This window comes from Marinobacterium sp. MBR-109 (assembly GCF_040547565.1).
Classification (GTDB): domain Bacteria; phylum Pseudomonadota; class Gammaproteobacteria; order Pseudomonadales; family Balneatricaceae; genus Marinobacterium.
Map to the genome: position 1 here is coordinate 118,461 of NZ_JBEPPZ010000002.1, position 13,747 is coordinate 132,207.

General features: G+C 56.4%; 16 protein-coding genes. 14 read left to right on the forward strand and 2 right to left on the reverse strand.

Annotated elements, in window-relative coordinates; genetic code table 11:
* Positions 1–69 precede the first annotated feature (69 nt).
* From trxB to infA, 4 genes are all read left to right on the forward strand, one after another.
* Positions 70–1,026: a thioredoxin-disulfide reductase gene (trxB, locus tag ABIE60_RS03560; protein ID WP_354467815.1), complete on the forward strand. Its 957-nt coding sequence runs from the start codon at positions 70–72 to the stop codon at positions 1,024–1,026.
* A complete protein-coding gene (gene aat, locus ABIE60_RS03565) occupies positions 1,026–1,745 on the forward strand; it encodes a leucyl/phenylalanyl-tRNA--protein transferase (protein WP_354467816.1) in 720 nt (239 codons plus the stop codon). Before trxB ends, aat begins: the two co-directional genes overlap by 1 nt.
* Positions 1,726–2,466, forward strand: a complete 741-nt coding sequence (locus ABIE60_RS03570; RefSeq protein ID WP_354467818.1) for an arginyltransferase — start codon at positions 1,726–1,728, stop codon at positions 2,464–2,466. Before aat ends, ABIE60_RS03570 begins: the two co-directional genes overlap by 20 nt.
* Before the next feature lie 80 nt (positions 2,467–2,546).
* Positions 2,547–2,765, forward strand: a complete 219-nt coding sequence (gene infA, locus ABIE60_RS03575) for a translation initiation factor IF-1 (RefSeq protein ID WP_091824146.1) — start codon at positions 2,547–2,549, stop codon at positions 2,763–2,765.
* A gap of 33 nt (positions 2,766–2,798) precedes the next feature.
* Here infA and clpA read toward each other — a convergent pair whose 3' ends face one another.
* Together clpA and clpS are read right to left on the reverse strand one after the other, a co-directional pair.
* Entirely contained in the window at positions 2,799–5,057 is a 2,259-nt protein-coding gene (gene clpA / locus ABIE60_RS03580) for an ATP-dependent Clp protease ATP-binding subunit ClpA (RefSeq protein ID WP_354467820.1), read from the reverse strand.
* Between the two features lie 15 nt (positions 5,058–5,072).
* Positions 5,073–5,405, reverse strand: coding sequence for an ATP-dependent Clp protease adapter ClpS (gene clpS / locus ABIE60_RS03585; RefSeq protein ID WP_354467821.1), 333 nt, complete (start codon positions 5,403–5,405; stop codon positions 5,073–5,075).
* Positions 5,406–5,701: 296 nt separating this feature from the next.
* Here clpS and cspD point away from each other — a divergent pair, with 296 nt between their 5' ends.
* From cspD to ABIE60_RS03635, 10 genes are all read left to right on the forward strand, one after another.
* On the forward strand, positions 5,702–5,908 hold the full coding sequence (cspD, locus tag ABIE60_RS03590; RefSeq protein WP_354467823.1) for a cold shock domain-containing protein CspD: 207 nt from the start codon (positions 5,702–5,704) through the stop codon (positions 5,906–5,908).
* Positions 5,909–5,923: 15 nt separating this feature from the next.
* Positions 5,924–6,532 carry a pseudouridine synthase gene (locus tag ABIE60_RS03595; RefSeq protein ID WP_354467824.1) on the forward strand — a complete coding sequence of 203 codons (609 nt, stop codon included), beginning with the start codon at positions 5,924–5,926 and terminating at the stop codon, positions 6,530–6,532.
* Between the two features lie 83 nt (positions 6,533–6,615).
* Positions 6,616–7,062: an NUDIX hydrolase gene (locus tag ABIE60_RS03600; protein ID WP_354467826.1), complete on the forward strand. Its 447-nt coding sequence runs from the start codon at positions 6,616–6,618 to the stop codon at positions 7,060–7,062.
* A 3-nt stretch (positions 7,063–7,065) separates the two neighbouring features.
* A complete protein-coding gene (gene mnmA, locus ABIE60_RS03605; RefSeq protein WP_354467827.1) occupies positions 7,066–8,193 on the forward strand; it encodes a tRNA 2-thiouridine(34) synthase MnmA in 1,128 nt (375 codons plus the stop codon).
* Positions 8,193–8,864: a high frequency lysogenization protein HflD gene (hflD, locus tag ABIE60_RS03610; RefSeq protein WP_354467828.1), complete on the forward strand. Its 672-nt coding sequence runs from the start codon at positions 8,193–8,195 to the stop codon at positions 8,862–8,864. The genes mnmA and hflD overlap by 1 nt, the downstream gene beginning before the upstream one ends.
* Before the next feature lie 87 nt (positions 8,865–8,951).
* Positions 8,952–10,316: an adenylosuccinate lyase gene (purB, locus tag ABIE60_RS03615; RefSeq protein WP_354467830.1), complete on the forward strand. Its 1,365-nt coding sequence runs from the start codon at positions 8,952–8,954 to the stop codon at positions 10,314–10,316.
* A 62-nt stretch (positions 10,317–10,378) separates the two neighbouring features.
* Positions 10,379–11,212 (forward strand): alpha/beta fold hydrolase, encoded by an 834-nt coding sequence (locus ABIE60_RS03620; protein WP_354467832.1) that lies wholly within the window; start codon positions 10,379–10,381, stop codon positions 11,210–11,212.
* A gap of 79 nt (positions 11,213–11,291) precedes the next feature.
* On the forward strand, positions 11,292–12,014 hold the full coding sequence (locus ABIE60_RS03625; protein ID WP_354467834.1) for an RNA methyltransferase: 723 nt from the start codon (positions 11,292–11,294) through the stop codon (positions 12,012–12,014).
* Between the two features lie 70 nt (positions 12,015–12,084).
* Positions 12,085–12,348 carry a hypothetical protein gene (locus ABIE60_RS03630; RefSeq protein ID WP_354467836.1) on the forward strand — a complete coding sequence of 88 codons (264 nt, stop codon included), beginning with the start codon at positions 12,085–12,087 and terminating at the stop codon, positions 12,346–12,348.
* Positions 12,338–13,486, forward strand: a complete 1,149-nt coding sequence (locus tag ABIE60_RS03635) for a ribosomal protein uL16 3-hydroxylase (RefSeq protein ID WP_354467837.1) — start codon at positions 12,338–12,340, stop codon at positions 13,484–13,486. The genes ABIE60_RS03630 and ABIE60_RS03635 overlap by 11 nt, the downstream gene beginning before the upstream one ends.
* The last annotated feature ends 261 nt before the right edge of the window (positions 13,487–13,747 follow it).

Below are 13,747 nucleotides of genomic sequence, written 5' to 3' on the forward strand. Positions count from 1 at the left end.
CCGCCAGCACGGGTTTAGAGTCGGCTGCAATCAGTAACAGGAACCATTCAATCCGGATACCCAACACCCATGAGTGAAGTACAACACCATCGCCTGATTATCCTGGGCTCTGGCCCTGCCGGTTACACCGCCGCAGTCTATGCTGCCCGTGCCAACCTGAACCCGGTTGTAATCACCGGCATGCAGGCTGGCGGCCAGCTGACCACCACCACCGATGTCGATAACTGGCCCGGAGATGTGGACGGCGTGCAGGGCCCTGAGTTGATGCAGCGGATGCAGGCCCATGCCGAACGCTTCAATACTCAGGTGATTTTCGATCACATTAATGAAACACAGCTGCAGAGCCGCCCTTTCCGCCTCAAGGGTGATATGGGCGAGTACAGCTGTGATGCCCTCATCATCGCAACAGGGGCATCGGCACAGTACCTGGGCCTGCCGTCCGAAGAGGCCTTTATGGGCAAGGGTGTCAGCGCTTGTGCCACCTGTGACGGCTTTTTCTATCGCGGCCAGAAAGTGGCCGTGATCGGCGGTGGCAACACGGCTGTTGAAGAAGCACTTTACCTGTCCAATATTGCGGCAGACGTAACCCTGATTCACCGTCGTGACAGCCTGCGCTCCGAAAAAATCCTGCAGGACAAGATTCTGGAACGGGCTGAAAACGGCAACATCAATATCCTCTGGAACCACCAGCTGGATGAAGTGCTGGGTGACCAGAGTGGCGTCACCGGCATCCGTGTCCGCAGCACAACCGATGCCTCCACGCATGAGCTTGATCTGCAGGGTGTGTTTGTTGCCATTGGACACAAGCCCAATACGGAGCTGTTTGCAGGCCAACTGGAGATGAATGACGGTTATCTGAAGATTCGCTCGGGGCTTGAAGGCAAGGCAACCCAGACCAGCATCGAAGGCGTGTTTGCGGCGGGTGATGTGTGTGACCACGTTTACCGTCAGGCGATCACATCGGCCGGCTTTGGCTGCATGGCAGCACTGGATGCCGAAAAGTATCTGGATGATCTCGACGCCTGATGATCCCGTGGCTGGCTGACGACAGTCTGCTCTTTCCTCCACTCAACATGGCCCTGACAGAGCCCAACGGGCTGTTGGCGGCCGGCGGAGACCTGAGCAAGGCGCGACTCTTGAGCGCCTATCGCAGAGGTATATTCCCCTGGTACAACCCGGGGGAACCTATCCTGTGGTGGAGCCCTGACCCGCGCTGCATCGTGCTGCCGGACACGCTGCACGTGTCGCGCAGCCTGCGCAAGCGCCTGCGCCGCACTGACTATCGGGTGACCTTCGATCAGGCCTTTGGGCGTGTGGTCAGAGCCTGTGCAGAACCGCGCCAGGGACAACAGGGTACCTGGATCAGCCATGATATTTTCAGCGCCTATTTGAACCTGCATCACCAGGGCATAGCGCATTCTGTCGAAGTCTGGATGGGTGACGAGCTGGTGGGTGGGCTTTACGGCCTGGCTATTGGGTCGGTGTTTTTTGGTGAATCGATGTTCTCGCGCCAGCGTGATGCTTCCAAAATAGGCTTTGTCTGGTGTGTGACCCAACTCAAGCAGTGGGGTTACCGGCTCATCGATTGCCAGGTATATAACGATCATTTGGCGAGTCTCGGTGCGATCGAAATCTCACGCCGTGACTTCGCCGCCAGTCTGGATCAACTGTGTGAACAGCCACTTGATCACCTCTGGCAACTTTCCATTACCCATGAGGCGGTTTGTGAAGATTCGCGTAGCTGATCTGTGTGCGTTGCGGTTCTATGCCACGCCTGAGCATGACTGCAGCTATCTGCCCGACCGCCGGGCGCGTACACTGTTTGTAGATCCGCGAGCCGATATTGATGGCAGCCTGTACAGCCAGTTGTCAGAACTCGGCTTCCGGCGCAGCGGCGGGCATATCTATCGGCCTCACTGCGAGCAGTGTCAGGCCTGCATTTCCGTTCGTGTACCCGTTGCCGAATTCAGGCCCTCAAAAACCCAGAGGCGTATCGAGAATCGTAATGCTGATCTGAACGTTCGTGCTGTTCCCTGCCAGCTGACACATGAGTACTACGCGCTCTATGAGCGCTATATCAATCAGCGCCACGCGGATGGAGACATGTATCCGCCCTCTCCTGATCAGTTCTTCAATTTCCTTGTTGAAGGCACGGTGGATTCCTGTTTTTACGAATTCCGAAATCCTGAAGGTACGCTGCTGGCAGTGGCGGTATCTGATATGTTGGAGCAGGGAATGTCGGCTCTCTACACCTTCTATGATCCTGACATGGAGTGGCGCAGCCTTGGTGTGTATGCGGTTATCTGGCAGATTCGACAAACCGCAAGGCGCGGCAAGGAGTGGCTGTATCTGGGCTACTGGGTGGAAGACTGCCGCAAAATGAACTACAAGATTCGCTATCGGCCGCTGGAGATGCTGATCAACAGCGAGTGGCGTCGCTTGACGCCCGAGGCAGGCACCGATTAGCTTTTGAAATCGAGCGTCTTTTAGGGCACAATACTGCGCTTTCCACACTCAGGCGAACCAGCCTCAAAGGTAGGTAGTGAATGGCTAAAGAAGATTCATTTGAAATGGAAGGTACCGTTATCGATACCCTTCCCAACACCATGTTCCGCGTTGAGCTTGAAAATGGCCACGTCGTAACTGCCCATATCTCCGGCAAGATGCGCAAGAACTACATCCGCATCCTGACTGGCGACAAGGTCAAGGTCGAACTGACTCCCTATGACCTGAGCAAAGGCCGTATCGTTTACCGCGCCCGCTGATATCACGAGCGCGGCTGCGGTGGATGGCAGCCCTCAGGCTGCCACCGCTGCGACCTCCAGACAGATCTCTCCATCCTCGCCGATACCGATCTCGACCTCGCCACCGGATTCTGCCAGCTCTCCGAACAGAATCATCTCGGCCAGCGGCTTCTTCAGCTTTTCCTGAATCAGGCGCTGCATCGGACGGGCCCCCATCTTCTCGTCATAACCATGTTCAGCCAGCCACTGGCGTGCAGTCTCATCGACATGCAGCACCACATGTTTCTCATCCAGCTGAGCCTGAAGTTCGGTCAGGAACTTGTCGACCACACCCTTGACGATTTCCAGTGTCAGAGGCTTGAACTGAATCACGGTATCCAGACGGTTGCGGAACTCTGGCGTAAACAGCCGCTTAAGAGCTTCCATTGCATCCGTGCTGTGATCCTGCTGAGTAAAGCCGATTGAAGGCCGACTGTGTGCTTCGGCACCTGCGTTGGTCGTCATCACCAGAATCACATTGCGGAAGTCGGCCTTGCGGCCGTTATTGTCGGTCAATGTGCCATTATCCATCACCTGCAGCAGCAGATTGAACACTTCGGGGTGCGCTTTTTCTATTTCATCCAGCAGCAGTACGCAGTGAGGTGACTTGGTGATCGCTTCGGTCAGCAGCCCGCCCTGATCAAAGCCCACATAGCCCGGAGGCGCACCGATCAGGCGCGATACCGTGTGCCGCTCCATATACTCGGACATGTCAAAGCGCACCAGCTCGATGCCCAGAATGCGCGCCAATTGCTGCGTGACTTCGGTCTTGCCGACACCGGTAGGGCCGGCAAAGAGGAAGCTGCCCACTGGCTTGTTCGGCTCCTTGAGGCCTGCGCGAGACAGCTTGATGGCCGAAGCTAGTGAGCTGATCGCTTCATCCTGACCCAGCACCACCATCTTGAGGTTACCCTCCAGCTTGCGCAGTTGATCCTTGTCGGAAGTGGACACGCTTTTCGGCGGGATGCGTGCGATCTTGGCAACCACCGACTCGACTTCAGCCACGTCGATGACCTTTTTGCGCTGCTCAACGGGCATGAGCCGCTGATAGGCGCCCGCTTCATCGATCACGTCAATGGCCTTGTCCGGCATATGCTTGTCGTTAATATAACGATCCGCCAGCTCAGAGGCTGCACGCAGAGCGGCATCGGTGTACTCCAGATCGTGGTGCTCCTCAAAGCGGGACCTGAGGCCTCTCAAAATGCGGTAGGTATCATCAACGCTTGGTTCAAGCACATCTATCTTCTGGAAACGACGTGCCAGCGCTCTATCCTTCTCGAAAATGCCACGGAACTCCTGGAAGGTGGTGGAGCCGATACAGCGAATCTCACCGGAACTGAGCAGTGGCTTGAGCAGGTTGGACGCATCCATGGAACCACCCGATGCAGCGCCCGCACCGATGATGGTATGAATTTCATCGATGAACAGAATGGAGCGCGGCTGTTGCTTGATCTCGTTCAGCAGTGACTTGAGTCGCTTCTCGAAATCACCGCGGTATTTGGTACCCGCCAGCAGGGCCCCCAGATCAAGCGCGTAGACAACGCTGTCGGAAATGATATCCGGCACCTTGTCTTCGATGATCAGTTTTGCCAGCCCCTCGGCAATGGCCGTTTTGCCAACCCCGGCCTCGCCCACCAGCAAAGGGTTGTTCTTGCGGCGACGTGACAGGATCTGTACCACCCGCTCGACTTCCGAGTCACGCCCCACCAGCGGGTCGATCCGGCCCAGTGCGGCCTGCTGATTCAGGTTGACAGCATACTGTGACAGCGCACTTTTGCTGCTGTCACTGCCTTCCTCGCCGTCTGTACCCAGCCCAGGTTCATCAGACTCCTGCTCGTTGATACGGGAGATGCCGTGAGAGATGTAGTTGACCACATCCATGCGTTCAATGCCCTGCTGCTGCAGCACAAACACCGCGTGGCTTTCCTGTTCGCTGTAGATGGCCACCAACACATTGGCGCCATTGACCTCGGACTTGCCGGAGGACTGGACATGGAAGACCGCACGCTGCAACACGCGCTGAAAGCCAAGTGTGGGCTGGGTTTCCATGTTGGGAATGTTGTCTGGCAGCAGCGGTGTTGTTTCATCAATGAACACCGACAGCTGCTGGCGCAAACGGTTAAGATCGGCACCGCAGGCATTGAGTACCTCGGCCGCCTGACGGTTGTCGAGCAGCGCCAACAGCAGATGCTCAACCGTCATGAATTCATGTCGCTTATCCCGGGCTGACCGGAAAGCAACGCTCAGGGTGTCTTCAAGCTCTCGATTCAGCATGGCATTCGCCTCCCGTCAGACCGATTCCACTTCACACAGCAGAGGGTGCTTGTTCTCTCTGGCATATTGATTCACTTGTGTGGCTTTAGTTTCAGCCACATCGCGGGTGTATACCCCACATACGCCTTTACCCTGAGTATGGACCGCCAACATCACTTGTGTAGCCTTCTCCTGGTCCATATTGAAAAAAATCATTAGCACCTCGATGACAAAATCCATCGGGGTGTAGTCATCGTTCATCAGCACCACCCTATACATCGGAGGGCGCTTTAGTTGCGGCTTGGTTTCCGCTGTTGCCAGACCGCCATCATCATGATGCTCGTCATCAGCATTAGGGTCTGAACTCATGAGCCTGAACTCGTGTTCGTTCACAAACAACTTCGATACCTTCGATATTAGTCTAAAACAACCGGGAAAAAACCCGGCAATGTCTAGTGTCATTAACAGCAAATGCTATACTCGCGCTTACAAGGAGAGGTTAAAGGCAGCCGACTGATAAGTCCATGGCACTGCTCTTGCCTGTAGTCCCGGCCATAGAAACGCATAACACATAAGGAGTTCCTGCAACACCGCATCCCTGTTCTGATCGGTATTGCAGGCAATGACCAAGGAGCAGTGCTCCGAATGTCACGGGGGAGTTTTTTATGCAAACAGGGACAGTCAAGTGGTTCAACAACGCCAAGGGCTACGGTTTTATTCTTTCCGAGGCCTGTGAAGAAGAGTTGTTCGCACACTTTTCTGCCATCGCGATGGATGGCTACAAAAGTCTCAAGGCAGGCCAGACAGTTCAGTTCGAGATACAGCAGGGCCCCAAGGGGCTGCACGCTGTAAATATTCAACCTGCGGAGTAACCGACCGGTCACTGCATGTCGAGAATCCTTCTGTTCAACAAGCCTTTTCGTGTACTGACCCAGTTCACGGACACTGAAGGACGCTCGACGCTGGCGGATTTCATCAAGGTTCCTGACGTCTACGCAGCCGGCCGTCTCGATTTTGACTCCGAGGGGCTTCTCATTTTGACGGACGATGGTCGCTTGCAGCAGCAACTGGCCAATCCCGCATTCAAGCTTTCCAAAACCTACTGTGTTCAAGTTGATGGCGAAATCAGTGAAGAGGCACTTAATCGGCTGCGTCAGGGCGTTCAGCTCAAGGACGGGCCGACTCGCCCGGCGCGAGCACGCCGTATCGACCCGCCCCACTGGCTTTGGCCACGCAACCCGCCCGTCAGGTTCCGCAGGGAGCAGCCCACCAGCTGGGTTGAGCTGGTCATTACCGAGGGGCGCAACCGCCAGGTGCGGCGCATGACAGCCGAAGTGGGCTTCCCGACTCTGCGCCTGATCCGCTGGTCCATTGGCAACTGGACGCTGGATAATCTGGCCCCTGGCCAGTGGCGTGAAGAGCAGGTACACCTGCCGGCCACTCCAGCCCGCCCTTCCCCGCGCCGCAGCCCGAAGCCGCGTCCTCGGCAACGTTAGATCGGCGCTGATCTCATACCAGACAACGACTGTCGGGAACTGGTATTATTGCGCCCGTATCCAAACCGAATCACGGAGTTGCAATGCGTTGGACACCCCACGCCACTGTTGCCTGTATCGTTGAACGTGAGGGCCGTTTTCTGCTGGTCGAGGAGATGGCGACCGGTAAGGTCGTTATCAATCAACCTGCAGGCCACCTTGAGGAAGGTGAATCATTTGTTGAGGCTGCTCGGCGTGAAACCCTGGAGGAAACGGGCTGGCAGGTCGAGCCTGAGGCGCTGCTTGGCATGTATACTTATCACGCCCCTTCCAATGGCGTAACCTATCACCGCTTCTGCTTTATTGCCCGGGCCATCAGCGAGCAGGCCGGAGCGACCCTGGATCAGGGCATTATTCGCCCGCTTTGGCTAACGCGGGAAGAGCTGGAGCAGCATCGCGACAGGTTGCGCAGCAAGCTGGTTACCCGGTGTATTGATGATTACCTTAACGGCACCCGTTACCCTCTGGACTTTATTCAGGAAACTGTCTGAACCATGACTTCTGCCAACGCCCAGACCAAAGTGATCGTCGGCATGTCCGGCGGCGTCGATTCTTCCGTTTCGGCCCTGTTGCTGCTGCAACAGGGATACCAGGTTGAAGGCCTGTTCATGAAAAACTGGGAAGAGGATGACGGCACCGAATACTGCACGGCAAAGGAAGATATGGCCGATGCTCAGGCTGTATGTGAAAAGCTTCGCATCCCCTTGCACAGCGCCAATTTTGCCGCCGAGTACTGGGATAACGTCTTTGAGCATTTCCTCGAAGAGTACAAGGCCGGGCGTACACCCAACCCGGACATCCTCTGCAACCGTGAGATCAAGTTCAAGGCATTTCTTGAATATGCCCAGCTGCTGGGGGCTGATCTGATTGCCACCGGCCATTATGTACGTCGCGGTAAGCGTGACGGGCACACGGTACTGTTGAAAGGTCTTGATCCCAACAAGGACCAGAGTTACTTCCTGCATCAGGTCGGTGAAAACGAACTTGAACTGACACTGTTCCCGGTGGGTGAGCTCGAAAAGCCGGAAGTCCGACAACTGGCGGAAGAGTATGGCCTGGTCACGCATGACAAGAAGGACAGCACCGGCATCTGTTTTATCGGTGAGCGCCGTTTCAGTGATTTCCTTAAACAATACCTGCCGGCACAGCCAGGCAACATTGAAACTCCCGAAGGGGACGTGATCGGCCAGCATCAGGGGTTGATGTACTACACCATCGGTCAGCGGCAGGGGCTGGGCATTGGTGGTCTCAAGGATTATCCCGAAGAGCCCTGGTTTGCAGCGGCGAAAGATCTGGATCGAAATGTGTTGATCGCGGTTCAGGGACAACACCCCCTGCTCTATTCCGACTGGCTGCACGCTGGTGATATTTTTTGGATCAGCGGTGAAGCGCCCGAGCTGCCGCTGCGCTGCAGAGCCAAGGTGCGCTATCGCCAGGCGGATCAGGACTGCACGGTGGAGGCCGCCCCCGAGGGGGGCTATAGAGTGGTGTTTGATCAGCCACAGCGTGCCGTAACCCCGGGTCAGTCCGTTGTACTCTATATTGATGACCTTTGTCTCGGTGGTGGCGTTATCGAAACCACCTCGCGCCATTCGATCGCCGGTTCGGCCAAGGAGCACTGATGTCGCGTCAACATGATGAACAAACCATCGCGCTGGCAGGGATGTTTCAGGCCGCCAGCCTGGTGGACCAGATCGCCCGTCGTGGCATGGTGCCCCAGAACAACCTTGAAACCAGCATTGCCAGCCTGTTCGTGACCAGCCCCCGCCAAACGGAAGACGTGTATGGCGGCGTGAGCGACATCCCCTACTCGCTCAACCTCGGCCTGCGCCACCTGCAGGATATGGTGGACAAGAACGAGAGCGCCCAGAACAAACAGATTGTGCAATATGTACTCGGCATGATCATGCTGGAACGTCAGCTCGACAAACACCCGGATGTGATGCAGAAAGTCGGTGAAGGCATCGATGAAGTGGCACGCAAGGCACGCTATTTCAGTGAGCAGGATGAAAACACCGAGCTTGATCCATCCGCCTATACCCACAGCAATGTGATTGCGGCGCTGGATGGTCTGTATCAAACCACCGTGAGCACTTTCAGCTTTCGTATTCAGGTTGGCGGGGATCCGAGACATCTGCAGAACAGTGAAAACGCCGCGCGTATCCGCGCCCTGTTGCTGGCCGGCATTCGCTCTGCCCTGCTCTGGCGGCAGGTTGGCGGCAAACGCTGGCATATGCTGTTTTTCCGTTCGCGCCTGAAGCCTTCGCTCAGACGCATCCTCAAGTCTTCCTGATCCGGGCCGCACTGGCGTACCCAGCTGCGGCCATTTCCCGTATAATTCGCGCTTTATCGACGCAAGCCAAGAGTGAGACTGTGTAACATGGAGCTTTCTGCCCTTACCGCCGTATCCCCGGTTGATGGCCGCTACGGCAGCAAAACTGCCGACCTGCGTGCTGTATTCAGTGAATTCGGTCTGATCCGTTTCCGCGTCCAGGTCGAGATCCGCTGGCTGCAGCAGCTGGCAGCCCACCCGCAGATTGTGGAGGTTCCGGCGCTGAGTGAAGCGGCCAACGCGCAGCTGAACCGCATCGTGGATGAGTTCGGAGTTGAACATGCCGAGCGCATCAAGGAAATTGAACGCACCACCAATCACGATGTAAAAGCGGTTGAGTACTTCATCAAGGAACAGATCGCCGATAACGCCGAACTGGCCGCGATCAGCGAGTTTGTTCACTTCGCCTGCACCTCTGAAGACATCAACAACCTGTCCCATGCACTGATGCTGCGTCACGGCGTCGAAGTTACCCGCAATCAGATGCAGCAGGTGACTGATGCCATCGCGGCGTTGGGTCGCGAGCATGCTGACCAGCCGATGCTGTGCCGTACCCACGGTCAGACCGCTTCGCCGAGCACCATGGGCAAGGAGATGGCCAACGTCGCCTACCGCCTGCAGCGTCAGCTGAAGCAGATCGACAATATCGAGTATCTGGGCAAGATCAACGGTGCGGTGGGTAACTACAACGCCCACCTGTCCGCCTATGCCGATATCGACTGGGAAGCCAACGCCAAGTCCTTTGTCGAGAGCCTGGGTCTGAGCTGGAACCCGTACACCACTCAGATCGAGCCGCATGACTACATCGCCGAGCTGTTTGATGCCGTGTGCCGTTTCAACACCATCCTGATCGATTTTGACCGTGATGTGTGGGGCTACATCTCGCTTGGTTTCTTCAAGCAGAAGACCGTGGCCGGTGAAGTGGGTTCTTCCACAATGCCGCACAAGGTTAACCCGATCGACTTCGAAAACTCCGAAGGCAATCTGGGTATCGCCAACGCGATCATGCAGCATCTGGCCAGCAAACTGCCGATCTCCCGCTGGCAGCGTGACCTGACCGACTCCACCGTACTGCGCAACCTGGGCGTCGGTTTTGGCCACAGCCTGATCGCCTACCAGGCCAGCCTCAAGGGGATCAGCAAGCTGGAAATCAACGCTGCCCGCCTGGCTGAGGATCTGGACAACGCCTGGGAAGTGCTGGCCGAGCCGATTCAGACCGTGATGCGCCGCTACGGTATCGAGAAGCCTTACGAAAAACTGAAGGACCTGACCCGTGGCAAGACCATGAACCAGTCCACCATTCAGGACTTCATCGACACGCTGGATATGCCCCAGAGTGCCAAGGATGAGCTCAAGGCGCTGACGCCATCACTCTACACCGGCAACGCTGCGGCTCAGGCCAAGCGCATCTAAATTGTTTCACGGGGCCTCTGGCCCCGTTTTTGATTCCATGACAGTTTTTTACAGGTGCAGGTATGGAAACACTGCTCGCGACCGATAATCACCCCATCCGATATGTCAGCCTGGGCAAGGGCCAGCCCGCGGTGTTTCTGCATGGCTGGACCTCTGGCGCTCGCGAATGGCTCCCTTTCGCCTCCGAGCTGGCTGAATCCCACCAGGTGTTTTGCTGGGATGCCCGTGGCCACGGCACCCATGAACCTCCATCCTGCGATCAGATGGTAATCAGCCAGTTGGCGGCCGATCTTGACCGCCTGCTCACCGAGCATGATCTGCGCGATGCGGTACTGGTAGGCCACTCCATGGGCGCTCTGATCAGCTGGGAGTACATTCGCAGCTACGGACTTGGGCGTCTCGGTGGCCTGTGCATAGTGGATCAGTCCCCCAAGCTGGTTACCGATATCGACTGGCCTCTGGGCATCTACGGCGACTTCGATTACGAGCGCAATCAGCGCTTCCTGCAACGGCTGGAGCAGGACTTTGCCGAAGGGGTGCTGGAACTGGCGGCGCACGGCCTTAACCGACGCAGCCGCGAGAACTATGAAGCCAACTCGCGCGGTTTTCAGCAGATGCGAGATTATCTGCGCGGACTGAACGCAGCGGCACTGACTCGGTGCTGGGATTCGCTGACGCAACAGGACTACCGCGACCTGCTGCCACAGATCGACCTGCCGGCTCTGCTGATCTACGGTGACAGCAGCCAGTTTTACGGCTCAGAGGTGTCGCAGTGGGTTGAAGCGCAACTGCCCTTCCCCGAGCTGCATATATACCCCAAGGCAGATCACTCGCCACACCTTTGGCATAAAGAACGCTTTGCACATGATCTCAAACACTGGTGTCGGCGGCTGTGAGCCGGATACGGCCTCTGTTGCTTTGTCTCACCCGCTACGCCCCCTATAATGCGGCTCACTTTCGTTTGTGAGGCTCAGCATGCTCGACAATATCCGTATCATCATGGTCAACACCTTTCACCCCGGCAACATCGGCGCTGCGGCCCGTGCGCTGAAAAATATGGGCCTGAGCCAACTCTGGCTGGTTGACCCCATCGAGTTTCCGCATGCAGAGGCGGAGTCCCGTGCAGCCGGTGCCAAGGATCTGCTCGACAATGCCGTGGTGGTCAAGACCGTCGAAGAGGCCATTGCCGATTGTCAGCTGGTGATCGGCACTAGCGCTCGCCAGCGCAGTTTCGACCAGCCGCTGATGGATGCCGAAGCAGCCGCAGCCATGATGGTGGATGAGGCCCGCAGCGGCCAGATCGCCATTCTGTTTGGGCGTGAAACCATGGGGCTCACCAATGAAGAGATGCTGCTGTGCAACCGCCATCTTTACATCGATGCCAATGAAGACTACCCGGTTCTCAACATCGCCCAGGCGATCCAGCTGGTCACCTACGAGCTGCGCCGAGCCGCCCGTGGTGCAAAAGCCGTATCCGAGCCTGCCCCCTACCCGCGTCAGGGTGAAATCACCCTGTTTTATGAACATCTCGAAAAGGTGCTGCGTCGCACCGGATTCATCATCCCTCAGCATGAGGGGCGGGTGATGGACAAACTGCGCCGCTACTTCAATCGCACCCGCCCCGAAAAGGCCGAGCTGGGCATGCTGCGCGGCATTCTGACTTCGGTTGAAGAGGTGCTGGAGCGCGAGAAGCACTGAACCAAAGTCGACTTCGGTGCCAATGCCCCACTCTGTCAGACTGAGGTCTGTAACCAACAAGGAGAGACCCATGAGCCATTCACACAGCCTGCTTGAGCTGGCCGCCCAGGCGGAAGCCCTGCGCAACAGCCTGCAGCAGACCGCCCGCGACTACGAACAGTTCGAATTTAACGTGGAAGGGGTGCACAGCTGCATGGCACGCATTCAGAAATGTATTCGCATGGTCGGTAACGACCGTCAGGCCGCACTGGCCAACCGTGACAAGCGCAAGGTGATGGCTGAGCTTGAAGATGCGGTCACTGAAATGGCGGAGCTACTTAATCTTGATCACTGAACTGAACTGGGGTGAGCTGAGCCCTGAAATCTTTCTGCGTGACTACTGGCAGAAGCAGCCTCTGTTGATTCGTAACGCCTTTCCCGGTTTCAAGCCGGCCATTGATGCGGATGAACTGGCTGGCCTGGCGTGTGAAGACGAGATCGAATCCCGCCTGATCATCAATGATCCTGCCAGCGGACACTGGGCGCTTGAGCACGGTCCCTTTGCGCCTGAACGCTTTGCTGAGCTGGGTGACGCCCCCTGGACGCTGCTGGTTCAGGCCGTGGATCACTGGGTACCGGATGTTGCCCCGCTGCTGGAGGCCTTCAACTTCATTCCCCAGTGGCGGCGCGATGATCTTATGATCAGTTACGCCAGTGATGGCGGTGGTGTGGGTCCGCATTATGACAACTACGATGTGTTTCTGTTGCAAGCCGAAGGCGTACGTTGCTGGGAAGTGGGCGGCCTGTTTGGTGAAGACTCCCCGCGACGAGAAGATACTCCGGTGATGATCCTGCCGGAATGGCATGCCGAGCAGAGCTGGGAACTGAATCCGGGGGATATGCTCTATTTGCCGCCTCGAGTGGGTCACAACGGTGTCGGTGTGGGTGATGGCTGTATGACCTGGTCGATCGGTTTTCGGGCGCCTTCCCATGCCGAGATCTTGCGTGGCCTCACCGACAGTCTGTGTGACTCACTCAGTACCGACCTGCGTTACACCGATGCTGATCTGGCACCGGCTGCCAACCCAGGTGAAATTGATGCGGCCGCAATCGCGCGCCTAAGCTCAATCCTGCAGCAATATCTTGGTGACCCTGACCGACTTGCACACTGGTTTGGTACCTTTATGACTGAGCCGAAGTACCCGGAGCTGGCCGGAAGTGACGAAACCCTGACGTCAGCCGAGCTGGCTCAAGCACTTGAAGGTGGTGCAGAACTGGTACGTGCAGAAGGAGCGCGTCTGGCCTGGCATCAGAATGATGGCTCCAGCCTTACCCTGTTTGCGGATGGACAATCATTCCCGGTTTACGCGCCTGCAGCAAAAAAAATCGCACAGCAATTGTGCCATCATCACAGGCTTAGACCTTCGTTTGATGACGAGACCTCCTTCCTGATACTGGCATTACTCAACCAGGGGAGTTTTTATCTCGAATAACTCCCTGCCAGCCCGTATTTTACCTCAAAAGGCCACTCTTAACGGGGTGGCCTTTTTGTATCTGATCGACTTTGGTCGTAAGGAAATTCACCATAAGTGCCTGATATAACGCATTTTTACTGGAAATGTAGTCAGACTCTTTTAGATTTTTTAGGTATAAGCAAGATAACTAAAATAACTTAAAAACCATGTAAAATCGGATATTATTTACTAATACCAAAGTGGCTAATCCTTAAGTTTTAGGCAGTCAAACTACGGTAA

What these genes read in the sequence shown, in the direction of transcription:
- trxB (WP_354467815.1), top strand. Translation starts at nt 70, where the DNA reads ATGAGTGAAGTACAACACCATCGCCTGATTATCCTGGGCTCTGGCCCT.
- aat (WP_354467816.1), top strand. Translation starts at nt 1,026, where the DNA reads ATGATCCCGTGGCTGGCTGACGACAGTCTGCTCTTTCCTCCACTCAAC.
- infA (WP_091824146.1), top strand. Translation starts at nt 2,547, where the DNA reads ATGGCTAAAGAAGATTCATTTGAAATGGAAGGTACCGTTATCGATACC.
- clpA (WP_354467820.1), bottom strand. Translation starts at nt 5,057, where the DNA reads ATGCTGAATCGAGAGCTTGAAGACACCCTGAGCGTTGCTTTCCGGTCA.
- clpS (WP_354467821.1), bottom strand. Translation starts at nt 5,405, where the DNA reads ATGAGTTCAGACCCTAATGCTGATGACGAGCATCATGATGATGGCGGT.
- cspD (WP_354467823.1), top strand. Translation starts at nt 5,702, where the DNA reads ATGCAAACAGGGACAGTCAAGTGGTTCAACAACGCCAAGGGCTACGGT.
- ABIE60_RS03595 (WP_354467824.1), top strand. Translation starts at nt 5,924, where the DNA reads ATGTCGAGAATCCTTCTGTTCAACAAGCCTTTTCGTGTACTGACCCAG.
- ABIE60_RS03600 (WP_354467826.1), top strand. Translation starts at nt 6,616, where the DNA reads ATGCGTTGGACACCCCACGCCACTGTTGCCTGTATCGTTGAACGTGAG.
- mnmA (WP_354467827.1), top strand. Translation starts at nt 7,066, where the DNA reads ATGACTTCTGCCAACGCCCAGACCAAAGTGATCGTCGGCATGTCCGGC.
- hflD (WP_354467828.1), top strand. Translation starts at nt 8,193, where the DNA reads ATGTCGCGTCAACATGATGAACAAACCATCGCGCTGGCAGGGATGTTT.
- purB (WP_354467830.1), top strand. Translation starts at nt 8,952, where the DNA reads ATGGAGCTTTCTGCCCTTACCGCCGTATCCCCGGTTGATGGCCGCTAC.
- ABIE60_RS03620 (WP_354467832.1), top strand. Translation starts at nt 10,379, where the DNA reads ATGGAAACACTGCTCGCGACCGATAATCACCCCATCCGATATGTCAGC.
- ABIE60_RS03625 (WP_354467834.1), top strand. Translation starts at nt 11,292, where the DNA reads ATGCTCGACAATATCCGTATCATCATGGTCAACACCTTTCACCCCGGC.
- ABIE60_RS03630 (WP_354467836.1), top strand. Translation starts at nt 12,085, where the DNA reads ATGAGCCATTCACACAGCCTGCTTGAGCTGGCCGCCCAGGCGGAAGCC.